At 61.2% G+C, this 23,760-nt stretch carries 21 protein-coding genes, 1 tRNA gene and 1 riboswitch; of the genes, 11 read left to right on the top strand and 11 right to left on the bottom strand.

Annotated elements, in window-relative coordinates:
* Positions 1-52 precede the first annotated feature (52 nt).
* Both RG2_RS16545 and RG2_RS16540 read left to right on the top strand, forming a co-directional pair.
* Positions 53-1,009, top strand: a complete 957-nt coding sequence (locus RG2_RS16545) for an esterase/lipase family protein (RefSeq protein WP_080711701.1) — start codon at positions 53-55, stop codon at positions 1,007-1,009.
* Positions 1,010-1,176: 167 nt separating this feature from the next.
* A complete protein-coding gene (locus tag RG2_RS16540; protein WP_072782592.1) occupies positions 1,177-2,415 on the top strand; it encodes an HNH endonuclease signature motif containing protein in 1,239 nt (412 codons plus the stop codon).
* A gap of 55 nt (positions 2,416-2,470) precedes the next feature.
* Here the strand turns inward: RG2_RS16540 and RG2_RS16535 are convergent, their stop codons facing one another.
* The 4 genes from RG2_RS16535 to RG2_RS16520 form a co-directional block, all read right to left on the bottom strand.
* A complete protein-coding gene (locus RG2_RS16535) occupies positions 2,471-4,129 on the bottom strand; it encodes a GMC oxidoreductase (RefSeq protein ID WP_033232261.1) in 1,659 nt (552 codons plus the stop codon).
* A 157-nt stretch (positions 4,130-4,286) separates the two neighbouring features.
* On the bottom strand, positions 4,287-5,543 hold the full coding sequence (gene purD / locus RG2_RS16530) for a phosphoribosylamine--glycine ligase (protein WP_033232262.1): 1,257 nt from the start codon (positions 5,541-5,543) through the stop codon (positions 4,287-4,289).
* Positions 5,544-5,677: 134 nt separating this feature from the next.
* Positions 5,678-7,756, bottom strand: coding sequence for a glycosyltransferase family 39 protein (locus RG2_RS16525; RefSeq protein WP_033232263.1), 2,079 nt, complete (start codon positions 7,754-7,756; stop codon positions 5,678-5,680).
* Positions 7,753-8,994, bottom strand: coding sequence for a bifunctional glycosyltransferase family 2/GtrA family protein (locus RG2_RS16520; protein ID WP_033232264.1), 1,242 nt, complete (start codon positions 8,992-8,994; stop codon positions 7,753-7,755). Before RG2_RS16520 ends, RG2_RS16525 begins: the two co-directional genes overlap by 4 nt.
* A 140-nt stretch (positions 8,995-9,134) precedes the next feature.
* Here RG2_RS16520 and RG2_RS16515 point away from each other — a divergent pair, with 140 nt between their 5' ends.
* Positions 9,135-9,563 carry an HIT family protein gene (locus RG2_RS16515; RefSeq protein WP_033232265.1) on the top strand — a complete coding sequence of 143 codons (429 nt, stop codon included), beginning with the start codon at positions 9,135-9,137 and terminating at the stop codon, positions 9,561-9,563.
* Between the two features lie 212 nt (positions 9,564-9,775).
* A complete protein-coding gene (locus RG2_RS16510; protein WP_033232267.1) occupies positions 9,776-10,411 on the top strand; it encodes a ScbR family autoregulator-binding transcription factor in 636 nt (211 codons plus the stop codon).
* 284 nt (positions 10,412-10,695) lie between these two features.
* On the opposite strand, the gene RG2_RS16505 is transcribed toward RG2_RS16510, so the two are convergent.
* Together RG2_RS16505 and RG2_RS16500 are read right to left on the bottom strand one after the other, a co-directional pair.
* Complete coding sequence (locus RG2_RS16505; RefSeq protein ID WP_051730353.1) at positions 10,696-12,147, bottom strand: sensor histidine kinase; 1,452 nt, start codon at positions 12,145-12,147, stop codon at positions 10,696-10,698.
* Positions 12,144-12,851, bottom strand: coding sequence for a response regulator transcription factor (locus RG2_RS16500; RefSeq protein ID WP_033232268.1), 708 nt, complete (start codon positions 12,849-12,851; stop codon positions 12,144-12,146). The genes RG2_RS16505 and RG2_RS16500 overlap by 4 nt, the downstream gene beginning before the upstream one ends.
* Positions 12,852-12,981: 130 nt before the next feature.
* Positions 12,982-13,044: riboswitch (guanidine-III (ykkC-III) riboswitch) on the top strand.
* A gap of 11 nt (positions 13,045-13,055) precedes the next feature.
* Here RG2_RS16500 and RG2_RS16495 point away from each other — a divergent pair.
* The 3 genes from RG2_RS16495 to RG2_RS16485 all read left to right on the top strand — a co-directional run bounded on the left by RG2_RS16495 (position 13,056) and on the right by RG2_RS16485 (position 15,567).
* Positions 13,056-13,370: a DMT family transporter gene (locus RG2_RS16495; protein ID WP_033232602.1), complete on the top strand. Its 315-nt coding sequence runs from the start codon at positions 13,056-13,058 to the stop codon at positions 13,368-13,370.
* A 67-nt stretch (positions 13,371-13,437) separates the two neighbouring features.
* Positions 13,438-14,253 carry an ABC transporter gene (locus RG2_RS16490; protein WP_033232269.1) on the top strand — a complete coding sequence of 272 codons (816 nt, stop codon included), beginning with the start codon at positions 13,438-13,440 and terminating at the stop codon, positions 14,251-14,253.
* Positions 14,254-14,754: 501 nt separating this feature from the next.
* Complete coding sequence (locus tag RG2_RS16485; protein ID WP_051730354.1) at positions 14,755-15,567, top strand: GAF and ANTAR domain-containing protein; 813 nt, start codon at positions 14,755-14,757, stop codon at positions 15,565-15,567.
* A gap of 56 nt (positions 15,568-15,623) precedes the next feature.
* Here the strand turns inward: RG2_RS16485 and RG2_RS16480 are convergent.
* Positions 15,624-15,698 (bottom strand) — tRNA-Thr (locus RG2_RS16480).
* A 138-nt stretch (positions 15,699-15,836) separates the two neighbouring features.
* Here RG2_RS16480 and RG2_RS16475 point away from each other — a divergent pair.
* Positions 15,837-17,264, top strand: coding sequence for a threonine/serine exporter family protein (locus tag RG2_RS16475; protein ID WP_033232271.1), 1,428 nt, complete (start codon positions 15,837-15,839; stop codon positions 17,262-17,264).
* A gap of 70 nt (positions 17,265-17,334) precedes the next feature.
* On the opposite strand, the gene RG2_RS16470 is transcribed toward RG2_RS16475, so the two are convergent.
* From RG2_RS16470 to RG2_RS16460, 3 genes are all read right to left on the bottom strand, one after another.
* Positions 17,335-17,580, bottom strand: coding sequence for an MbtH family protein (locus tag RG2_RS16470; RefSeq protein ID WP_033232272.1), 246 nt, complete (start codon positions 17,578-17,580; stop codon positions 17,335-17,337).
* The gene (locus tag RG2_RS16465) at positions 17,577-18,923 is read right to left on the bottom strand and encodes a lysine N(6)-hydroxylase/L-ornithine N(5)-oxygenase family protein (protein ID WP_033232273.1); all 1,347 of its coding nucleotides are present in this window, start codon (positions 18,921-18,923) and stop codon (positions 17,577-17,579) included. Before RG2_RS16465 ends, RG2_RS16470 begins: the two co-directional genes overlap by 4 nt.
* Before the next feature lie 178 nt (positions 18,924-19,101).
* Positions 19,102-19,686, bottom strand: a complete 585-nt coding sequence (locus tag RG2_RS16460; RefSeq protein ID WP_033232274.1) for a class I SAM-dependent methyltransferase — start codon at positions 19,684-19,686, stop codon at positions 19,102-19,104.
* 191 nt (positions 19,687-19,877) lie between these two features.
* On the opposite strand from RG2_RS16460, the gene RG2_RS16455 reads away from it, so the two are divergent.
* The 3 genes from RG2_RS16455 (at position 19,878) to RG2_RS16445 (ending at position 22,877) form a co-directional block, all read left to right on the top strand.
* Complete coding sequence (locus RG2_RS16455) at positions 19,878-22,031, top strand: MMPL family transporter (RefSeq protein ID WP_033232275.1); 2,154 nt, start codon at positions 19,878-19,880, stop codon at positions 22,029-22,031.
* A gap of 77 nt (positions 22,032-22,108) precedes the next feature.
* Entirely contained in the window at positions 22,109-22,501 is a 393-nt protein-coding gene (locus RG2_RS16450) for a DUF302 domain-containing protein (protein ID WP_033232277.1), read from the top strand.
* Positions 22,502-22,613: 112 nt separating this feature from the next.
* Entirely contained in the window at positions 22,614-22,877 is a 264-nt protein-coding gene (locus tag RG2_RS16445) for a metal-sensitive transcriptional regulator (RefSeq protein WP_033232278.1), read from the top strand.
* A gap of 5 nt (positions 22,878-22,882) precedes the next feature.
* Here RG2_RS16445 and RG2_RS16440 read toward each other — a convergent pair whose 3' ends face one another.
* A complete protein-coding gene (locus RG2_RS16440) occupies positions 22,883-23,686 on the bottom strand; it encodes an alpha/beta fold hydrolase (protein WP_033232280.1) in 804 nt (267 codons plus the stop codon).
* Positions 23,687-23,760 lie beyond the last annotated feature (74 nt).

Genomic DNA, 23,760 nt, shown 5'->3' with positions numbered 1-23,760 from the left:
AACCAAAGGCAGTTAGCGTGAATTCAATTGTCCGCTATTCACGGAGGTGAGCATGTCGGCGTTTCGATCCATGCTGGTTGTGGTGGCCGGCCTGGCACTACTGATCGGCTCATCCCGTGCCACTGCGACAGCTGATCCTCAGTATCCCGTTCCCTATGACCTCTTCGTTCAGGACTCGGTCCGCGATCCATACGGATCCGCGGCGGGCTCGAATGATTGGAACTGTGTACCTTCGGCCGCACATCCAGAGCCTGTGGTTCTTCTACACGGATTGGGTGCCAACCGGTTCAATATGTTCACCACAATCTCACCGTTGCTAGCCAACGAGGGATACTGCGTTTTTGCGCCGACGTTCGGGGAAAACGCGAGCCTACCGGCGCCGTTCGATTCGGTGGGCGGCCTGGGACGACTCGAGGACAGCGCCGCAGAGGTTGGGGAATTCGTCGAGCGTGTTCGCACTGCCACAGGCGCGCAGAAGGTCAGCATTGTTGGCGTTTCCGAGGGCACCCTCGTTGGCAACTATTACGTCAAATACTTTGGCGGAGCGCACGTTGTGGATAAATTTGTATCACTGGGTCCAGCCTGGAGGGGTACTCTGGGTACTGGTCCGAACGGCGACGGCCAGTGGATCCTTGATCTGGCTCCCGACGACGCACGGACTTTGATTCCGTTCTGCGCTGGTTGCCCACAAGGGCTTCCGGCGTCAGATTTCCTGGCGAAACTGTGGGCGAGTGACGCAGGGAGTTATGCAGGCCTCTACGCGCCAAGCGTGACGTACACCAACATCATGACCCGGTACGACCAACTGGTGATCCCGTACACCAGTGGATATGCCGAGGCTCCTAATGCTACGAATATCTTTGTGCAGGATGAATGTTCGCTGGACTTCTCGGACCATCTTGCCATTGCGGCATCACGGGTTGCGACAGGGCACGTGCTCAACGCCTTGGACTCGGAGAGTACCCGCGCCGTGCCCTGCGTATTGGTGACTCCGTTTCACGGGGGTTGATTCGCTCGCGGATTCACCGACAACATTGTCCGATCAAGCTTTTGAACTTATCGATTCCCGCCGAAGAGCTGAATAGCCGTGCAAATACATGGTTTTCGATCAAATCTCCGTCAAACCTGTCCGATATGTCCCTAGGAATCGAAATTATGTTCGACTAAAATTAGTTCATGGACAGTCGGGAAGCGTGGCAATACGACGGCGAGGGCCTCAAGACCGAGGTACTCGACCTCGCTCGCGCCCGACACGAGATGCAGTCCCGCATGGTCGTGATGATCACCGAGATGTTCACCCGCGACACCCTCGGCGGCCAAGGATTCCGGGCCATCGCACAGTGGCTGCACCTGTCCACCAACCTCGAGATCGGCGAATGCAGTCAACTTGTCGGCCTGGCGCGGTTGTTCATGCTCGAACCTGTTGTCGGACAATCCTTTCACGACGGTGATATCGACGCGTTGAAAGCACGTCAGGTCGCCCACTTCTGCCAGCACCCGCCCAAGAACATGAACCTCGCCGACGTCGAGAAAGCCCGCGACATCCTCCTGACCCTCGCCTCGAAAAAGATCACCGACTGCGATTCCGTCCGCGCCGCCATTCGGCGGATCCAGAAGCAGTACGGCAACCGCGCCGACGGAGTGCCGGCCGGTGAAGACTCCGAGCTCAACGAGTTCTACGCCTCCCGCGGACTGTACGGGCGAGTCAGCGTGAAAGGTGACCTCGACGCCGTCAACGGTGCCCGTCTCATCGCACTACTGTCCGCCCTCTCGGCGCCCACACCGGAGAAGGACGGTGTGAAAGACGAACGCACCCCGGCACTTCGACGCGCCGACGGATTCTGCGAAATGCTGCGCCGCTACGAAGCCGCGGGCCTCGGTCCCGTCGAAGGCGGCGTGAAACCGCACCTGACGATCACCGCCACCGCAAAAGACATGACCGATCTCCAAGCCCTCAAAGACATGTTGCCTTCCACCGAGGAACTCGGGTACGCGATCACCAACTGGGCCGGCCCCATCAGCCTCGACACCGCCCGAATGCTGGCCTGCGACTGCGAGGGCACCCGAATCCTCCTCGACGGCAACGGTGTTCCCCTCAATCACGGCATGAAGGCACGCCTTGCCAGCGTCCCGCAGCGGCGGGCCCTGACAGTTCGGGACGGCGGATGTGCCTTCCCCGGTTGCGGCACCCCGCCAGGCTGGTGCGACGCCCACCATCTGATCCACTGGCTCGATGACGGCCCAACGGACCTCGACAACCTGATCCTGCTGTGCGGTCACCACCATCGGATGATGCATCACACCGAGTGGCGAGTCGACATCGGAGACGACCGAAAAACCCGGTTCTATCCGCCAATGTCCGTGGATACGTATCAAGTTCCCGTTCCCGGGAACACACCGCCGACAGCGGCCTGAAAAACCAACGTGTGCACCGGGGCAGAAACATGCCCCGGTGCACATTGCTGCTGAGCTAGTGCATGTCGTTCGCGATGATGTTCTCGATATTCCGTTCCGCCAGAGCGGTAATGGTGACAAACGGATTCACACCGACGTTGCCTGGAACCAGGGAGCCATCCATGACATAGAGTCCCGGATACTCGGGAAGCCGGCCGTAATTGTCGGTCGCCTTACCCAGCACGCACCCGCCGAGCGGGTGGTAGGTGAGTTGATCGCCCCACGTCTGGACCGGACCGAAAAGATCGGTGCGATAGATAGTGCCTTCCTTCTTGTTGATCTTGTCGAACACCTTCTTGGCCATGGTGATCGACGGTTGATTCTGGGAGCGTTGCCAATTCAGTCCAACCTTGCCGGTGGTGGAGTTGAACTGGAATTGCGCACGTTCGGGATTCTTGGCAATTGCCAGGTACAGGCTCACCCATAGCTCGGTCCCGGCCGGGAACGGTGCAATCTCCGCGAACACGGGTGCTGTGGAATCGGCCCAGTTGTCGATACCCATCACCGGTATCGACGCTTGCTTTGCCCCTGTCGCGTCCCACATGTGATTGGCGCGGGCCACCATCACGTTACCGTTGTGGCCCCATTCCTGGCCGACGGCTCCCGGTAGGTTCGCAAGTTGCCCTTGCGCTTTCATCGACACGAGCAACTTGCTGGTTCCGATGCTTCCCGCTGCAAAGAAGACCTTGTCGGCAACAACCGTCTTGGTTCCGACTGTGTTTCCCTGCTCGTTGATCTGGTTCATCACTACCTGATACCCACCGCCGGTTGCTGCCGGCGACACACTGGTCACGACGTGCAGTGCGGAAATCGTCAGGCGTCCGGTTGCCGACGCCGCCGCGAGGTAGGTCTTGTCGAGGGACTTCTTGCCCGCGTTGTTTCCGAAAATGACCTCGGACGCCAGGGCGGACTTGGCAACCGCCCCCGAAGCCTCCTGCTTCATGTAGTTGAAGTCGTAGACGTTGGGAACGAATGTTGTTGTGTAACCCGATCTCTCGGCGGTCTTCCGGCCGGTTCTCGCGAATGCGTAATACTCGGTCGACTCGAACCAGGCAGGATCGATATTGTTCACACCCAGCGCAGCGTTGGCCCGCGGGAAGTAGGTCGAGTACATCTCTTCGGAATCGACACCGGGAAGGATTTCCTCGAAGTAGTTACGCTTCGGCGTCACCGCCATTCCGCCGTTGACAAGCGATCCGCCGCCCACCCCGCGACCCTGGTAGACCTTGATCCCACCGAAGTCCTCGGCGTCGAGAACGCCGACGTATCGGCTGATGTTCTTGTCGATCGAACCGCCCGAGAAGTGCGAAACCGGTTGTACTGTGCGATCTCTGAGCCAGAACGAACGACCATCCGGCGAGAGCGTCGGGCAGAAGATCTTACCGTCGGATCCCGGGGTGGTCCAGGATCGGCCCATCTCGACCATGTGCGTGTCGATACCGGCCTGCGTCAATCGCAGTGCGGCGACTGCTCCACCGTAGCCACTACCTATCACCAGGGCCGGAACGCGGTCACCGTCACTCAGCGCCCGTCGGGGCGAGGCCGCTGCCGTCGTCCACGACGAAGACAATGCGGCAGCGCCTACAGCTAATCCTGTTGCGGCAAGGAAGTTTCTACGCGTCAGCCCGGAAGTGGTACGCGCGTATCGGTCCTTGGATCCAGCTCGAATGCTCAAGTGACTCCTTCTTGTTCGGTTGGCCCCCGCGCAGAGATATACCGTTCCCGAACAACTCCGATGAGCAATACCCGTCGGTAACATCGAGCAGTCGTTCATTTCAAACAAAAGTGACCGGTGAACACACGGTTCACCGGTCACTTAAGGAAGATGTGGATCAGGGAAGAGCGATACGCCCCTCGACGGCACCGAGGCCGATATCGGTTCGGAAATGCCCACCGGGAAGCTTCACGAGTGCAATCTTCGCGTAGGCGTCGTCGCGTGCTTCGGCAAGATTCTTACCCACTCCGACAACACTCAGCACACGACCGCCGGCCGACACCACGGCGCCGTCGTCACGCTTTTTTGTGCCGGCATGGAGAACGCCCTCGGCGTCTGCTCCGGTGATCACGTCGCCTGTGCGCGGCGTCGCCGGGTAGTTCTCTGCGGCAATCACGACTGTGACGGCACTGCCGTCGCGCCACTGCAACGGACCAACGGAATCAAGCGTGCCGGTGGACGCGGCGTTGAGCAATCCGCCCAGCGGCGTTTCGAGCAGCGCGAGAACTGCCTGCGTTTCCGGGTCACCGAATCGGCAGTTGAACTCGACCACGGCCGGTCCGTTGACACCCATCGCGAGGCCGGCGTAGAGGAGGCCGGTGAAACCGCTGCCCCGTGCAACCAACTCCGCGGCGACAGGCTTCACGACGTCGTCGACGATCTGCGTGACCATCTCGTCCGGCAACCACGGCAACGGGGTGTACGCACCCATGCCGCCGGTGTTGGGTCCGCTGTCACCGTCGCCGACGCGCTTGTGATCCTGCGCGGGCAGCAATGGAACAACCGTCTCTCCGTCGACGAGGCAGAAGAGCGACACCTCGGGTCCGTCGAGGAATGATTCGAGCAAGACCGGGTGGCCACTCTCGAGCAGTTCGGCAGCGTGGTCACGCGCTGCGCCGCGGTCGGTCGTAACTACGACGCCCTTGCCAGCGGCCAGTCCGTCGTCCTTGACCACCCAGTTGGGGCCGAAACGATCGAGGGCCTCGTCGAGCTTGGCGGGATTGTCGACGATCTCACTGTGAGCGGTCTTGACACCGGCAACAGCCATGACGTCCTTGGCAAAAGCCTTGGAACCTTCGATGCGGGCTGCGTCGGCAGAAGGCCCGAAGCAGGCGATACCGGCTGCTCGCACCGCATCGGCGACACCGAGTACCAGCGGAACCTCAGGACCGATGACAACGAGGTCTGCCTCGACCTTTTTCGCCAACGCAGTGACAGCCTCGCCCGACGCGACGTCGACCGGGTGTTGCTCGGCGATCTTGGCGATACCGGCATTACCGGGCGCGCAGATCAGGGCCGTGACACCTGGATCGCGAGCAAGAGAGAGAAGGAGGGCATGTTCACGGGCTCCGGAGCCGATTACGAGTACGCGCACGTGAACAGACTACGGCCCCACACCGGTGCGTCTCGCAGCGTGTGCCACCTGGGGGTTCCCGGTACACAAGACAGAACAAGGTCGCGCAGTCCGATCGGGTTGACCGGACTGCGCGACCCTGCCGACGGCGCGTGTCAGACCGTCAGGTCGTAGAGAGTCACTCCATCCACTGTGGTCGCCGTGAAGTTCTCGGTCACCCATTTCGAGATCGCGGTGGCCGTTCCTTCGGCGTTCATACCGCCGCCCATTCCGCCGCCTGCGATGAAGAAGTGAATCTTCCCGTCCGCCACGTACTGCTGGAACTGCTCGAGCGTCGGCGACGGATCGCTACCGTTGAAGCCGCCGATCGCCATGACCGGAGACTCCGTCGCGAGTTGGTATCCCGACGCACTGTTCGACCCGATTGCCGCCGCTACCCAGGTGAACTGGTCGGCGTTCTCCTCGAGCTTCTCCACCACAGCCGCACCGGGGGTGCTGCCCCGCAGGAGCCCACCTGCCGAACCGCCCATGCCACCTCGAGCGCCGTCGATTGCAGTCCCCGGCGTGACAGCAGCTCCCGGGGTTGCGCCGGCACCTGGGGCCTGACCCATCCCGGTGGGCGGTGTGCCCATTGCGGCGCCCGCGCCGCCGGTAGATCGGGTGGCGCCCGCGCCGCCAGTAGGTCGGGTGCCGCCGTCGCCTGCTCCACCAAATCCCCCGCGACCACCACCCGGTCCACCCATTCCACCTTGAACACCGGGGCCGGCGGAGACTATCGAACCGGTGTGCGGAGTGTTGATCGTGTCGATCGCATAGGCGCTCGGCCCGGCGAGTCCCGTGAACAGCGCCGCGAGTACCACCGCTACTGCCAGTCGTCCCCGAGTGATCGCGGGAATCAGCATCGCCGCCGCGGCAACAATGCCGACCGAAAGAATGGTCCACCGCAGCCACGGGACAAACGACGGTGTGCGTCCCAGCAATACCCATGCCATCGCCACAGTTGCCGCCAGTGAAACAGCCAGGACGATACGAACCCACACAGTTTCGCGGCGACGCCACAAGAGCACGGAGCCCGATCCGACCAGCGCGGCAATCGCCGGGGCCAGCGCGACCGTGTAGTAGGCGTGGAAAATTCCGGCCATGAAGCTGAAGGTCAGTCCGGTTACCAGCAACCAGAGACCCCACACGATGAACGACGCGCGCTGCGTGTCGACACGAGGTGCCTTACCCCGCACTACGATTCCGGCAACAAGCAAAATGAGTGCTGCCGGAATCAGCCAGGCTATCTGGCCGCCCTGGGCTGATTCGAAAAGCCGCGTGATGCCAGTGGTACCCCACATGCCGCCACCGCCGCCTGCACCACCCGGTGCCGCTCCACCCCCGCCGACGCTGCCGGTCTCGTTGCCGCTCAATCGGCCCAATCCGTTGTAGCCGAGCGTCAATTCGAGAATGGAGTTGTTCTGCGAACCGCCGATCCACGGACGCGAATCAGCCGGCCACAGTTCCACGATCGCCAACCACCAACCGGCGGAAACGATCAGACCGCCGAGTGCGGCAAACAGTTGCAGAACCCGCTTGCCCAACTTCGGAGGACCCGCGATCAGGTAGGTCAGTGCCAGCGGCGGGACGACAAGCATCACTTGCAACTGCTTGGTCAGGAAACCGAAGCCACAGAACACACCGACCAGCACGAGCCATCGGGTTCGGCCGTCTTCGACGGCTCTCATCATCGCCCATACTGCCGCGATCATGAGGAGAACCAGCATCGCGTCCGGGTTGTTGAACCGGAACATCAGTGCGGCAACAGGAGTGAGCGCCAGAACCAGCCCAGCGAGGAGTCCGGCGGCGGCGCCGAAGTACCGGCGAACGGTAGCCCACAGCAGCGCGACCGAACCTACGCCGAGCAACGCCTGCGGCACCAACATCGCCCACGAACTGAGCCCGAAGATGCGCACGGACAACGACATGAGCCACAGCGACATCGGCGGCTTGTCGACGGTAATCGCGTTGGCCGCGTCCGAAGAGCCGAAGAAGAAAGCCTTCCACGACACCGAACCAGCTTGCACCGCAGCGGCATAGAACGAGTTCGCCCAACCGGAAGCTCCCAACCCCCAGATGTAGGCAACACCGGTACCCACAAGAAGCGCACCCAAAGCCCACGGCTCCCAGCGCACGGAACGTGGCGGTTCGGGAAGAGGCGCGACGACACTCTCCTGTTCGACAGTGGCGGTCATCGAGTAACTCCTACAGGTTGTGCGGAACGGAATACCCAGCGAAGTGCAACAAATCGACTCACTGTGGCAACAAGATTGGCGATGACCAGGACGGCCAACTCGATATGTTTGGATGCGTCAGGGGCCGCGGAATGCAGCACGAACAACGATCCACTGGTGAGAAGGAGCCCGAACGCGAATACCAGCAGACCTTGTGCCTGATGGCGCCCGGAACCTTCCGAACCTCGAATACCGAAGGTGAAGGCACGATTGGCCGTGGTGTTGAAGACCGCAGTCACCAGCAGTGCAACTGCGTTGGCCCACTGGGCACCCATCACGGAGTGCAGTGCGAGGTACAGGAGTGCGTAGGCCAGGGTCGAGACAACACCGACAACGGCAAACCTGGCCAACTGCCCGACCATCCCGCGTGGCACACCGGGAACCAGCGGCTCCCGTCCGAAGCTTGCCCGAAGGTCCGCCAGCGGCAGAGATCCGCTCGACAGTGCTCGGCCCACGCGCACTACTCCTTTGATATCGGCAACTGCGGTGGCAACGATGTCGACTCGGCTGTCGGGGTCGTCGACCCAGTCCACCGGTACCTCGTGGATTCGCATCCCGGACCGCTCGGCCAATACGAGCAGTTCCGTGTCGAAGAACCATCCTGTGTCCTCCACCAACGGAAGCAGTTGGCGCGCAACATCGAGGCGCATCGCCTTGAATCCGCACTGGGCGTCGGAGAACCGGGCGTGCAGTGCGCTGCGGAGAATGAGGTTGTAACTGCGTGAGATGAACTCACGTTTGGGGCCGCGAACGACCCGCGACGAACGTGCCAACCGGGATCCGATCGCGATATCCGAATGCCCGGACACCAACGGTGCGATCAGCGGCATCAATGCATTGAGATCGGTGGAGAGATCCACGTCCATGTACGCGACAATGTCGGCGTCGGACGCACTCCATACCTGCCGCAGCGCCCGACCCCGCCCCTTCTCGTCCAGGTGCACAACTCGGACGTCGTCGAATTCCTCGGCGAGAGAGTGTCCGATTGCCAATGTACCGTCGACACTGGCGTTGTCGGCGATCGTTATCCGCGCCGGATAGGGAACGTGGGTTCGTAGGTGGTGGCGCAACCGCCGAACGCACGTGGCGAGGCCGGCTTCCTCGTTGTACACCGGGACCACCACGTCCAGCACTACCGCCGTCGTGGAACGTCCCCCAGCGTCCGTGGTGCCCACGGTCTGCATGGCTTCTGTCGTCATGCGTCTCAGAATCGCCCGCTACGCCGTGATCACTCTGGACACGGGCTGGGAGTTTCCTGGCAACCAGATTCCCAGACGACGAGCTTTCCTGCCAACCGACGGGTTTCCTGCCAAACACTGTGCGGGATAGCCTTTGACCTATGCCTTCAGTATTCAGCGCCATCATCAACGGGGACCTACCTGGCCGTTTTGTGTGGGAGGACGACGACGTCGTTGCCTTCCTTACTATCGCGCCGGTGACACAGGGCCATGTACTGGTAGTTCCTCGTACCGAGGTAGATCAGTGGCAGGACGTCGATCCCGAACTTTTTGCCAAAGTGACCACAGTTGCACGCACGATGGGACAGGCCGTGCGCAAAGCGTTCGACGCGCCGCGCGCCGGGCTCCTGATCGCCGGTTTGGAAGTGCCGCATCTGCACGTCCATGTTTTTCCCGCATACACAATGGGAAATTTCGACATCAGTGGCGCCGATCCGTCGCCGTCGCCTGAATCTCTCGAAGACGCCCAAGCACGTCTGAAGGCAGCACTTCGCGAAATCGGACATACGAGCAACGTTTCAGCGCGCTGACGGTTAACTGTGAGAGTTGCCGCAATGTCCGATCCAGTGTTGCGGCCGTCCACTTTATTCCGTTTATTGACGGTGACCTGCACTTCCACATTCCGAACAGTCCGTTTACGTTGTCGCACAACAACGAGTTTCGCTGCTACCGTTGAGCGCTGGTCGCAGGACCAGCGCCCAACGGGACACACCAGTTGGGACCATTCGGAGGAACGGAAGCAATGCAGGAACGCGCCAAAATCAGTCGCCAGCAGATTCTCCGCGGCGCGGCTGACCGTTTCGAAATCTCTGGGTACGGCAGCACCAGCATGAATGACATCGTGTCCGCGTCACGGATGACCAAGGGCGCGGTTTACTTTCACTTCTCCTCCAAAGACGAACTTGCCCAGGCCGTCATCGACGAGCAGCATCGCATTTCCCTGGCATCGTTCTCTGCAGCTGCGTCTACCGGCGCCCCGGCATTGGAGCAGGTCATCATGGTCTGCAACGAGATCGCTCGACAATTGATCTCCGATCCAGTCGTTCGCGCCGGCATCCGACTCACCTTGGAGCTCAATACTGCCGACGGCCCCTTCGAGCCCTATCTCACCTGGATTCGAGAACTTCAAAGGCTGGCCGACATCGCACAGCAAGAAGGCGATATCCGCCAAGACGTCACACCCGAATCCGTAGGTCGTGTTGTCACGGCGACATTCACGGGCGTGCAAATGGTCTCGAACGTGCTGACGCGTCGAGCGGATCTCTCGGAGCGCATCGACGAGTTGTTCGTACTGCTCCTTGCCGGTGTGGTCTCGGAGAAGCGTCGCGGTGACATCGACACCCTGGTGAGAACCCGCCTCGAGTCCTACGTCGCCTGACCGGACTTTCCGCGAACTCGGCAGCGGTGGGTCGCGCACTCCGCGTGTGGCACTCGACACGCCGAACGTCGATTACCACTTGTCTCGTACAAGCGTGCAACTTCGTCGAGAAGTGCCTGTCGCTGGACTTGTTCGAAGATAACGCAGGTAATCGTTCTTTTTTTCACCTTCGGCGGCAGCAGTTTTCACGATCTTGTCGCCCCGGAACTACCTCGTGACCGGTCTGGCGCCAACGACGTTCGAGTGGTGTTGCGCAGTGGATGCTACACAGTTTTCTCTCCAGGTCAGTCTTCGTGGGGCTCGCGAGGCAGTTCGACCCGGAAGGTCGCACCCTCGCCGGGCGCGCTGGTCACCGAGACGGTTCCATGGTGTGCTTCCACCAACGCGGACACGATCGACAGACCGAGACCCGCACCGCCGGTTTCCCTCGTGCGGGACGTGTCCGCGCGATAGAACCTTTCGAAAATTCGTGCCGCGTCTTCCTCACTGAGCCCTTGGCCGGTATCCGAAACCTCGATGACCACAGTCTCTTCGGTAGTCCCCAATCGAATGACGATCTCAGCGTCCGGCGGAGTGTGCTTGACTGCATTTCCGACCAGGTTCGCGACTACTTGGCGCAGGCGGGCCTGATCCCCGACAACCTCGGGGGTCCCCGGCCCACCCGTCATCGCCAGCGTGACGCTCCGACCGGGCGCGATGGCCCGCGCCGCTTGAATCGAATCTGCCACAACGGCAAGGAGATCCACCGTCTTGTTGTCCAGCGGACGTTGCTCGTCGAGTCGCGCGAGCATCAGGAGGTCTTCGACCAGCAAGCCCATCCTCGACGCTTCCCCTTCGATGCGATTCATCAGTGTGGCCGTATCCGTCATGGCACCTTGGCGATACAGTTCCGAGAACCCGCGGATGGTAGTCAGCGGAGTGCGCAATTCATGGCTCGCATCGCCGACAAAACGTCGCATACGCTCTTCCGAGCGGCGTGCCGATTCTTCCGACGCCTCCGTTGCAGCAAAGGCCCGCTGAATCTGGGCCAGCATTCCGTTGAGCGCCACCGACAATCGACCGATTTCGGTACGATCGTCCCTTTCTGGGACACGTCGGTGGAGATCGCCCGCGGCAATGGCTGCTGCAGTTTCCTCAACTTCTACCAAAGGCCGAAGACTACGACGGACGACGAAGTAGGCCGCACCGCCGAGTACGAGTAACACCACCACACCGATCCCGAACTGGAGACCGATCAGGTCGTCGACAGTCTGCTCGATATCCGTCATGCGGACGCCGATTGTGGTGGTTGTTCCGTCTCGAACAGTGGAGAGCACACGCCACTTCACATCCGAACCGTCCGTCGAACCTGTCGTGACCGGCCCGTTCGTCGCGTCGACAGACAGGTCCGGCGTTGTCGACGACGATTGGTCGTTCAGGGTGATGATTTTTCCGTCCGCAGTCACCGTGCGCACGAAGAACGGGCTCGGCGGACGGGTATTCGGGCCGACGGCGCTGGGCGGCTGGACATCTCGCGAATGCGGCTTTGCCCAACCGTCGATGGCCTCGTACAGAGTCCGATCGGTACGTTGCGTCAGCGAGTTCTCGAGCGCAGACGTCACCGCCACTCCGGATGCGAGCAAACCCATACCAGCCAGAATGAGTAGTGCGGCCACAAGCGTGAATCGGAGCGGAAGCGCATGCACACGGAATCGCCTTCCCGAGGAAGGCTTTTCGGTCTGCGACTGCGAAGTCATCGCCGAGGTTCGCGCATCACGTACCCGACGCCACGCAACGTGTGGATCAACGGAGTCTCACCCGTGTCGACTTTGCGTCGAAGGTAGGAAACATAGGACTCGACCACACCCACCTCGCCGCCGAAGTCGTAGTTCCAGACGTGATCGAGGATGCGCGGCTTGCTCAGGACAGTGCCGGCATTGACCATGAAGTACCGCAGCAGAGTGAACTCCGTCGGAGACAGCGATACCAGCTCTCCGTTCTTCCACACTTCACGCGTGTCGTCGTCAAGTTCGATGTCCGCGAACGTAACCCGAGGGGACTGCTCCGGCGCAACTCCGCGCCCTGCTCGGCGCAGTATGACGCGCAACCGCGTCACCACTTCCTCGAGGCTGAACGGCTTGGTCACGTAATCATCAGCACCCAACGTGAGGCCGGTAATCTTGTCGTCCAACGCGTCCTTCGCCGTCAGAAAAAGCACCGGGGCGTCGACGCCGTCCGCACGCAACCGTCGCAGCAGTCCGAAGCCATCCATTCCGGGCATCATGACGTCCAAGATGATCGCGTCGGGACGGAATGTCCGCGCCACGTCGAGTCCTTCGGCGCCACTGGATGCGGTGGCAACCTCAAAACCTTGAAAACGGAGGCTCACGGAGAGCAACTCCACGATGGTTGGCTCGTCGTCGACTACGAGGATGCGGGCTTCACTTGGCTTGTCGGTCACAAAAACGATCTTCTCCCCTCCTACTGGATTCACGCTGCGTGTTCCCTGGGAAGTTCCTGTGAACCGTTTCGGATGTGACTGGTCTGACCGCCCGAATCAGCCTTCGACCTGCGTTCCGTTGCTATCGTGAAGTGAGTCGGTAACGACATCCGGACGAGCACACCGTACCCGGCCAGCGACAAGACGGTGTTAGGAGTGTTCGTCATGGCATGGATCGTGCTCGTAATTTCCGGAATCTTCGAAGCTGTGTGGGCCACCGCACTGGGCAAATCCGATGGATTCAGCAAGCTGTCACCCACCATCGTGTTCATACTCGGTCTGATCGTCAGCATGGCCGGTCTTGCGTACGCAATGCGGACGCTTCCGATCGGCACTGCGTACGCAATCTGGGTCGGCATCGGCGCCGCGCTGACCGTCGGATACGCCATGATCACGGGTACCGAGTCCTCGTCGATCGTCAAAGTCCTGTTGATTCTGGTCATCATCGGAGCAGTGGTCGGCCTCAAGGTTCTGCACTGACGTTCTTCTGCACTGACGCTCGTATTATCCGGGCGAGTATTTGTGTGTGACCGGTTACAGTTATTCAATGAGACTGGTCGAGATACTCACGCTACCCGTGCGCGCGGGCATCGCCGCCGCAGAAATCAGCCTGGGTATTGCCGAACTGACGGTGACAACCGTACGAGTTGTCATCTCGAACCCAGGCGCCACGACGGTCGGCGCGGCATCCCTGGCAAATCCGCGCGGGCCGTTGCAGATGATTCAACAGTTGTCGTCACTGACAGCGGACGACCGTCCCATCGGGCAGGCTCTCGCCGCCGGCGGGCCACTCGATCGACTGTTGGCCCCCGGCGGACCGGTCGACAAGTTGACTGCACCGGACGGAACACTCGAACGCCTTCTAGCTCCAGGTGGCCCGCTCGAACGCGTGCTCGCGCCGGGCGGCCCGCTGGACCGAGTGCTCGCCGAGGACGGCGCGTTGGAGCGACTGCTTGCACCCGGTGGGCTACTCGACCGGATGACGGCCGAAGACGGCCCATTGGAAAGATTGACGGCCCAGGACGGCGCGGTGGAGCGCCTCACCGCAAAGAACGGCGTCATCGATCGCGCACTGGCAGAAAACGGAATCCTCGAAACGCTGCTCGCAGAGAACGGCGCATTCGAAAGACTTATCGCCGAGGGTGGTCCACTCGATCAGATTGTTGCCCTTTCCGACACTCTGACGTCATTGGCCCCCAACCTCGAACGCATGAGTGCGAGCATCGAAATACTTCAGGACACCGTCGCGGTACTGAGTGCTGCGGTGGGCCCACTCGGAGAACTTGCCGGAAAGCTCCCCAACCGATGGCTCAAAGGCAAGAGCGAGCGGCCGATATCCGATGTAGGCATCGAACCCGCATAACGGGTTCTTACCTGCATAACAGAGTAGTTTCGCGGAGTCAGTTATTGATCACGATATTGAGATTGACGATAATTCCGCCGAAAGTCAGGATCGTGTTCGCCAGGCCGAGGGTGAATCCGCTGTTCAATGCGGCAATAAGTCCATTCATTGTCGTATCCCCTTCACTGTCTTCGGGTTACACGTACAAGTTTGTGCGCTGGCGCTGAGAATAGGCCATGCACGGAGCATCCGGGGACTTGACGAAGAATCTTGTACTACAGTCGCAACTTCTTACGGATGTGTTGCAGCACAACAGATTTAGAGCGAACTGGCGCATACCCATTTCTGCGCGTCGCCAAACGTCACCAGCCAATATGCTCGATGTCTGATTCGTGACAAAGGTAACGAATCCGACGGCAATCCACTCGTTCCGCGACTAAACAGACTGCAGACCAGGTATCCAGGTGCGAGAATGGGACAAATCACCCGAATTTGCGGGCCTGGAAGAAGGGTGTGCAAGTTATGACGCCGCCACACGCCGATATTTGCCATGGAACCGGTTACAGTGCAGGCACTTTCGTACTTCCAGCCCGATTGAGGGCAACCACCGACGCCCTGCGCTCACTCTATGCGCAACCCGATAAGCACACAGATGACGGGCACTTCCTCGAGCAAATCTGCAACCATGCCGTGGACATTATCGACAGCGCCCACCATGCCGGCATCACCGTCGCCGAGTCCGACTCCACCCATCGCACCGTCGCCGCGACCGACGAGCTCGTCCACTCGGTCGACGAGCTGCAATTTCAGCTCGGAGTCGGGCCCGCCGTGGAATCCGCCCACGCCTCATGTGTCGTGCACGCACACTCCAGCGAAGCCAACCGTCGCTGGCCGCAATTTGCCGGTGAGGCGCGGCGTGCCGGAGTGTCGAGCTTCCTCTCCGCACCACTCCCCGGACAGGGGCAGCCGCTCGGGACACTGAATCTGTACAGCCGCGACCAGTACGGATTCACCGATGCCGACGCTGCAATCATCGAACTCTTTGCCCTCACGGCGTACTTCGCGTTGCGCAGTTCGCATCGACTCGAGCTTGCCCGAGCACGCACGAGGGACCTCGAACTCGCCCTCGAATCCCGAGGCGTGATCGAGCAGGCAAAAGGCATCATCATGGGCACCAGACACGTCACCGCCGACGACGCCTTCTCGCTCCTCATCCAAGAATCCCAGACGAGCAACATCAAACTTCGTGTAGTCGCGCAACAACACATCGCCGCTGCGATCAACCCGAGCCAGGCCAACGCGGATACCCACGACACCAGGCCGTCCGCCAACTAGGTCCACCACCAAAAAGGGCGCCCCTCGGCTGATTGCCGGGTGGACGCCCTCTGTATTGGAGCCTCCTGTCGGGATTGAACCGACGACCTTTCGCTTACAAGGCGAGTGCTCTACCACTGAGCTAAGGAGGCGAAGTCGCACGCGTCGCCGCGAACGATCTTTGCGGAGCCATCATATCCAAGCCGTCACAGTGGCCGCGCGCGGGTCACATTAGATACCGTGGGCCCCATGAGCACCCCGCAGAGTCGACCACCGACGCGCCGCCCTTGATGTCGAAACTCGCCGAGGCCCTCGACCGTTTGACCGGCCACCGCCAGGCCACGCTGGACACGGTCACGTCGGCACCCGCGCCTCTACAACCGATCGACCTGACCGACGACGCAGTGGTGGCCGAAGTCCTCGACCTGGCAGTTCGGGTCGGCGAGGTGCTCCTCGCATCGGGAACGGCGGCGATGGACACCGCCGAACAGGTTCAGTTCATCGCAGCGACCTACGGTTTGGCTCAGTGCGATGTCGATGTCACGTACAACTCGATCGTTCTGTCCGCGTATCGAGGACCGACCCGCCCGCCGGCCAGCACGATGCGTATCGTCCACTACCGCTCGATGGACTTCACCCGCCTCGCTGCGGTGGACCGTCTGACGCGTCGCATCAGACGCGAGGCCATCACCCCGAATCAGGCCCACGAGGCACTGACGACGATCACAACCGCGCCCCATCCGTACAGTCGCTGGACCGCAACTCTGGCGTGGTCTGCGATGGCCGCGTCGGTGTCCGTGCTCCTCGGCGGCGGACTCCTGGTTGCCACGGTGTCATTCCTGACGACGATGGTGATCGACCGAGTTAACCGGGTTCTCAACCGTTTCGGATTGCCGTTCTTCTTCCAGCAGGTGATGGGCGGCCTGATCGCCGCTGCCCCGGCCGCAACCCTGTACACCTTTCAGGAACAGTTGGGGATCAGCATCAGACCGTCGCTGATCATCGCGGCCGGGGTGGTGGTTCTGCTCTCGGGGCTGTCGTTGGTCGGCTCGGTGCAGGACGCAATCATGGGCGCGCCCATCACCGCAGTGGCACGTTTCTTCGAAGTCGTGATGATGACGGGCGGCATCATCGCCGGCGTCGCGATCTCGTTGCGCGTCACCGGAATGTTGGGCTCGACGTTGCCACCGATCAACGTCGAAGCCTCCCCGATCACCCAGCTTCCGGTGCTGATGCTCTCCGGCGCATTCGCGTCGGTGTTCTACGCACTTGCCTGTTATGCGGAAAGGCGAGCGTTGACAGCCGCCTTCCTCGGCGGCGCGGCGGGCAGTGGTGTCTCGATCTACGTGCAGACACTCGACGTCGGGCCAGTCATCGCGGCTGCAATCGCAGCGACGGTCGTCGGCCTCGCCGGTGGTTTGATGGCGCGCCGGGCACTGACTCCGCCGCTTGTCGTGGCCGTCGCAGGCATTACGCCACTGCTTCCCGGCCTCTCGCTGTACAAGGGGCTCTATTCGTTGCTCAACGATCAGGTGCTGGTCGGGTTGACTGCCCTGTTGTCGGCCTTCGGTATCGGTTGCGCATTGGCCGCGGGCGTCACACTCGGCGAGTGGGTGGCCCGGACGCTACGACGCCCCCGGATTCTCATGCGTGTGGACTCACTGCGTCGTCCCATGGTCCGAAAGCGGAAACGCCGCACACCGGCAGCCAGCAGGTAGAACTAGCCGAACGCGAAAAGCTGGGCACCTATGTCGGTGCCCAGCTTTTGTCGCGTGTTCCAGGAACGGATCAGCTCTCCGAGCTGCGTCCTGCTGCAGCCTGGTCTGCTTCCATCGCCTCGCGCAGACTCTTGGGACGCATGTCGGTCCAGTTCTTCTCCACGTACTCGAGGCACGCTGCCCGGCTCTCTTCGCCGAACACCACACGCCAGCCCGCAGGGACCTCGGAGAACGTGGGCCACAGCGAATGCTGGTCCTCGTCGTTCACCAGCACGTAGAAGCGTCCGTCTTCGTCATCGAAAGGATTAGTGCTCATCTCGCCTCACTTGTTACGTACGTTTCTTGTGCGCTCAGACTAGCAAGCGCACCGGTCGTCTTCTGGTTGCTCAGAACGGACGCCAGAATCTCGCCCGCACGTACCGCGACGTTCGACAACAGCGACGACGTCAGTCCGTGTGTCCGTTCCGTACCACCCTGCAGGTAGATACCGCCCGTCACGTCATCCGTTACAGCCATACGATAGTCCCGACTTACGGTACGCGGAACGGACGAATCAGACACGAGTTCGCCCAACAACGTATCCAACGGGGCGGCGGTGAAGCCGGTAGCGAGGACCAGTGCGTCGCACTCGAGTGTCTCGGTGAGTCCGTCGAGATTGCTACGAACGGTCAGTTCGATGCCGGATTCGGATTCGGTGGCACTCGTGATCTCCGACGCCTTGTGCATGAACAACCGGCGCGGACCGCGGACCATTTCCTGATACTCGGTGGCATAGAGGCTGTTGATCAATTCGATGTCGACAACCGAGTAATTGGTACTGCGGTGCAGCGCCAGAATCCGCTCACGCTCAGCGGCACTTGCACCGTGCAGAGCGTCGACGGCTTCCGGATCGAAGATGCGGTTGGCATACGGACTGTCGTCGGCGGGGCTGTATCCGTAACGAGAAAAGACACTGTGCACTTCTGCGTTCGGGTAGTGGGAATGCAGGTAGTCGACGATCTCCGCGGCACTCTGGCCTGCGCCGAGGACAACAAACCGGTTGTGTGTCGGTGCCGGCATCGCGTCGAGATGGAACAGGAACTGATGGTTGTGGAAACAGCGGGAGGACAGTTGCGCCCAGTCGGGAATCCGCTCCACCAGACCAGCAGCGACCACGACGTTTCGCGCAGTGACCACGGTCCCATCGTCTAGCCGAACGTCGAAACGGTCGACAATGCCGTCGCCGTTTCGATTTCCGTCGACTGCTTCGACCGCGGTTCCGAAACTCACGTCTGCATCAACCCGACAAGCGGCCCAGCACAGGTAATCGTTGAACTCGTGACGCGTCGGGAAGAAAGTCTGGTGATTGACAAAATCGACGAGGCGCCCGTGCTCGTGAAGGTAGGAGAAGAAGCTGTATCCGCTCTGGGGATTGCGGAACGTCACCAAATCCTTGGGGAAGGCAATTTGCATAGTGGCTCCGTCGAGGAGCATTCCCGGGTGCCAGGCGAACTCGTCCTGCTTCTCGAAGAATCGTGCGGTGACACGATCAACTGCTGCACAGTTTGCGTTGTGTTCCTCGATTGCGATTGCCAAGGCGAGGTTGGCGGGGCCGAACCCGATTCCGACAATATCGACAGTGAGAGATGCAGCACTGAAGTCACTCGGTGATTCACTCATACAGGTTGTCCATCCCCGACATCACGACCAGGCGGCCGATCATCGATCCCAAGTCAGAAGCAAAGGCTATCCTTAATTAGGTGAGGGTATCAACATGGCGACCCATCGCATAGCGCTTGGCGCCCTGCCACAATGCGACGCACGTCATAGTTTGTCGGCCAGGGTGCGAATCGCCTGTTCAGCGCCGGTCCCACGGACCGAACTCGAGCAGAATATCTATCGCAAAGCCGTCATCTTGGGCACGCACCACATGTTCGAGCGCATAGACGCGGAAGCCTTCGGCAGCTCGCGCTAGATCGGAAATGCCCGGCAGGATGTCCGGCTCAGGCGGACCGCCGACCCCTCGGTGATAGTTCTCGATCGAATGCCCGAGGTACATCACTCGCCCACCCGGCGCGACCCACCCGGCGACGCGTCGCAAAGTGTCGACAAGTTCAGCGAGCGGAAGATGCAGAAAGCTCACCAGAACCAGGTCAACGTCACTTTCCGTTGTCCATGACGTCGCATCACCGACTTCCCATTTGACGGCACTGTCCACGTCCGCCGACCGCGCACGGTCGATCGCCACCGACGAGTAGTCGACACCGGTCACCGACCAACCGTGCTCCGCCAGCCAGCGGGCATGACGCCCGTCGCCGCACGCCAGGTCGACGGCAGTTCCCGGGTCCAGGTCGGCCACACGCGTAGCCACCGTTCCGGCCGGGTCGATCCCCCACGGCTGCGTCACTGCTCTGTACCGCTCGTCCCAATCCGATGCATCCATGCGCGTCTCCTCACTTTCCGAACGAGTGTCTTCATCTTCCGGCCGAAATCGACGCCTCAGCCGCTCTCCGCCGACAGCCTAAGCCGACATCGGTACCGCACTTCTCATGGTCCGAGATGTGACAACAAGATACCCCCAGGGGTATACATGAAAGCAATTCGCAAATACCCCCACCCGTATCAGGAGTTGGAATGACGACCGCAACAAGCGCCGATTCGGCGCCACCCGACCAGGGCGCACGCGACGGAGCACTCGCCCGACTCGGACGCACCATGGCCACGCATACCCGCTGGGTTATCGGCATCTGGTTGATCGCCCTCGTGGCACTTGGCGCCGCAGCACCAAGTGTCTTCACGTCATTGGCCGGCGCAGGTTGGCAAGCGAACGGGTCGGAATCGGTACAGGTCCGGGAGTTGGCAGAGCAGCATTTCGGCGGAAATTCCTCGGCCGCAGTCCAGGTTGTCGTGCATTCGGATTCGCAGCAGATCAGCGATCCGGAGTTGCAGGACACCCTCGCCCGCGCAACGGCACTGTTCGCCGAAGACAGTCGATTCGGTGACGTTGTCGCACCACAACCCGGCATGACGATCAGCCCCGACGGACACACCGGCATCCTGATTGCCGGCGCCAACGCGAGTACAGACGACATGGTGAGCGCCATCGACCAACTCGGAGGAAAACTCTCCGACCTCTCGACCAACGAGATCGAGGTGTACCCGACCGGCGCGTCGGCGTTGTGGAGCGATTTCAACGAGGCCAATCACGAAGCCATGATCAAGGCCGAAATGATGTCGTGGCCAGTCACTCTCGCGATCATGGTGCTGGCTTTCGGTTCCCTGGTCGCAGCCGGATTGCCACTGCTTTTGACCCTCGCAGGTCTCGTCGCGTCGGCCGGCGGACTGGTGATTCTCAACGAGATCACGCCGATCTCGGTGTGGGCCATGAACTTCGCGATGATGTTTGCCCTTGCACTCGGCATCGACTACGCCCTGTTCCTCGTTGCCAGATTCCGCGACGCGCTACGAAAGAACCCCGACCCCCGAGCCGCTGTTGCCGAAACAATGGACACCGCAGGCAAAGCCGTCGTTCTCTCCGGCCTGACAGTCCTCGTCAGCCTCACGGCGGTTCTGATCGTTCCCGCACCCGCAGTGCGCACGATGGCGGTGGGAATCATGCTCGCAGTGATCTTCGTTCTCGCTGCAACGCTGACCCTGCTCCCTGCAGTGCTCGGCACAATCGGTGCAAAGGTCAACGCCGGCTCACTCCCGTACGCGCGGCGCCAGCAACACCGTTCCCCACTGTTCGCGTCGTGGGCGTCACTGCTGCACCGGCATCCCTGGCCGTTCGGCATCGGTGCACTACTGATTCTGATTGCGCTCATCATCCCCGTCTTCGGACTGAAAGTGGCCATGCCGTCCATCGCGGTGGTTCCCGAGGACGCTCCGGTCCGCCAGGGATACGAATTGGTACAGCAGCAGTTCGGTGACGGCGCTCCCGGAATGCTGCAAATTGTCACGACCGCCAAGGACGCAGAAGGGACAGCACGCGTTGCCGAATCCATCGACGGCATAGCGATGCTCACTCCGGCACAACCCTCGGCAGATGGTTCCGATCTGGTTATGCTGCAGGCGGTTCCGAGCGTCGACCCGTCAGATCCCGCAATGGAGAGCATCCTCGCCGACCTGCGAGAGCGACTACCCGAATCCGCGCGTGTCGGGGGCGCCCCAGCCGAGAATCTCGATCTTCAGCAAGCATTGAACGACTACCTGCCGATCGTGATTGCCGTGATTCTGACACTCGGATTCGCCCTACTGCTGATCGCACTGCAGGCACCGCTCATCGCCGTCATCGGCACGCTGGTGAGTCTGCTGTCCACCGGCGCGGCATTCGGTGTCGCGAAGCTGATATTTCAGGACGGCCACGGATCCGGCCTGCTCGGCTTCGAACCTCAAGGCTTCTTGAACGGGTGGGGTCCGGTGTTCTTCTTCGCGATGATCTTTGCGATTGCGATGGACTACACCGTCTTCCTCCTCTCGAGCGCCAAGGAACACTACGAGCGAACCGGCGATCCCAAGATCGCTCATATCGACGGACTGGCGCACTCCGGCCGAGTGATCGCAGCAGCGGCTGCCGTGATGGTGGCCGTATTCTTCACCTTCGCGTTGGCAGACCCCTTGCCACCGAAGGAGATGGGAATCATCCTCGGCGTCGCGGTCGTACTCGACGCCGTCCTCGTCCGCCTGGTTCTTCTTCCGGTTGCGCTGCGCCTGACCGGCAAAGCGGCGTGGTGGTCACCCACGTGGCTGCGCGGGGTTCTGCCGAAGATCAGCTTCTCGCACGGCTAGATCATGTACCCGACATCACTGTTCACCAGATACCCCTAGGGGTATGCTGAATTGAAGACGACAGAAGGAGAACTCCCATGGATATCGCTCTTGGCACCAAGGTCAGCGGAACATTCGACGACGTCGTGGCCCGCACTCGCGGAGCCCTATCGGATCAAGGTTTCGGCATCCTCACCGAAATCGACATGCAAGCTACCCTCAAGGCCAAACTCGGTGAAGACATGGAGAAGTACCTGATCCTGGGTGCCTGCAATCCACAGCTCGCGCACCGCGCCGTTGGGGTCGATCGCCAAATCGGTCTACTGCTGCCGTGCAATGTCGTGGTTCGCGAAGACACGTCGACCGAAGATTCGTTCTACGTCGAGGCCATGAATCCGGATGTCATGGTGCAGGTTTCCGACGAAAGCGGACTCGAGGCGGTCGCGACCGAGGCGGCCACCAAACTACGCGCCGCCATCAGCGCACTCTGAGGCTTCGATCGTGAAGGATTCTGATCGCTGCGCGAGCAGAATCCTTCACGATCAGCTGCCATGCCCCCCGGGGTACTCTCGTCCGAGTACGAACATTCGAGAAAGGGCCACGATGACCGGCGACGAAGAGAGCATTGCGCTCGTATTGAACAGACTGCGCCGCGCTCACGGCCAGCTCGCCGGAGTGATCACGATGATCGAGAGCGGCCGTGATTGCAAGGACGTAGTCACCCAATTGGCCGCGGTCTCGAAGGCACTCGACCGGGCAGGCTTCAAGATCGTTGCCTCCGGCCTGCGTGAATGCATGACCGGCGCCGAAGGCAAGGACCCTCTTACCGAAGCCGAACTCGAGAAACTGTTCCTCGCACTGGCCTGAGCGGTTTATCCGGCCAGGAAGTCGATCAGCACCTTGTTCACGGCATCCGGTCGCTCGAGGTAACCGTAGTGACCGGTGTCCGGGATCTCTTCGTACGTCGCGGTAGCGATGCAATCTGCAACCTCGCGGGAGAGGAAGGGCGGAATCATCCGGTCATCGGCGAAGGCAACGGACAGGCAGGGACGCATGATCGCCCGGTACTCACTACGGCGATCGAACGAGCGATCCATGTTCAGCTGAGCTCGAATGCCGGGTGCTGTTGTGCCACCGGAGAATTCGAAGATGTCCAGCCAGTCCCGAGCTGAGCGCTCGTCAGCCAAGGTAGTGGGCGACAGGTTCATCACTGCTGTTACTGCAGCGCGATACTTTGCGGGCAACTCGACGCCACTGTCGACCAACTCGCGCTCCCCCTCGGACAGCGTCTGCTGGAAGTGATCCATCCGAGCATGGCCGGCGAGGAACACTGCCTTGCGGACCAGGTCCGGACGGGCCAACGTGAGTTCCTGAGCCACTCGGGCACCCATCGACGTTCCGATCACGTACGCAGGGCCGCCACCGAGATGCTCGATCAATCCTGCGGTGTCGGCAACCATGTCCGGCATCGTGATACCGCTGACACTCTCACCGGACGGCGCGATTCCACGGTTGTCGAAGGTGCAGACGCGGTACCCCGCCGCAACGAGTGCGGGGGTCTGGTGAAGATCCCACACCCGCCCAGGACTTCCAGTACCCATGATGAGCACCACCAGATCCCCATCACCTTTGACCTGGTAATTGATCGGGATTCCGTTGATAGTGGCGACCGTCATAGCTGCCTTCCTCCTCGTGTTCTGCCGCTGCATTTCTCAGCCTGATTTCGGGTTGACCGAAGCTCCCCCGCTTG

Source organism: Rhodococcus globerulus NBRC 14531 (assembly GCF_001894805.1).
GTDB classification, from domain to species: Bacteria; Actinomycetota; Actinomycetes; order Mycobacteriales; family Mycobacteriaceae; genus Rhodococcus_F; species Rhodococcus_F globerula.
The sequence above is the reverse complement of the archived record's forward strand: the minus strand, read 5'-3'. Positions and strand labels throughout refer to the sequence as shown.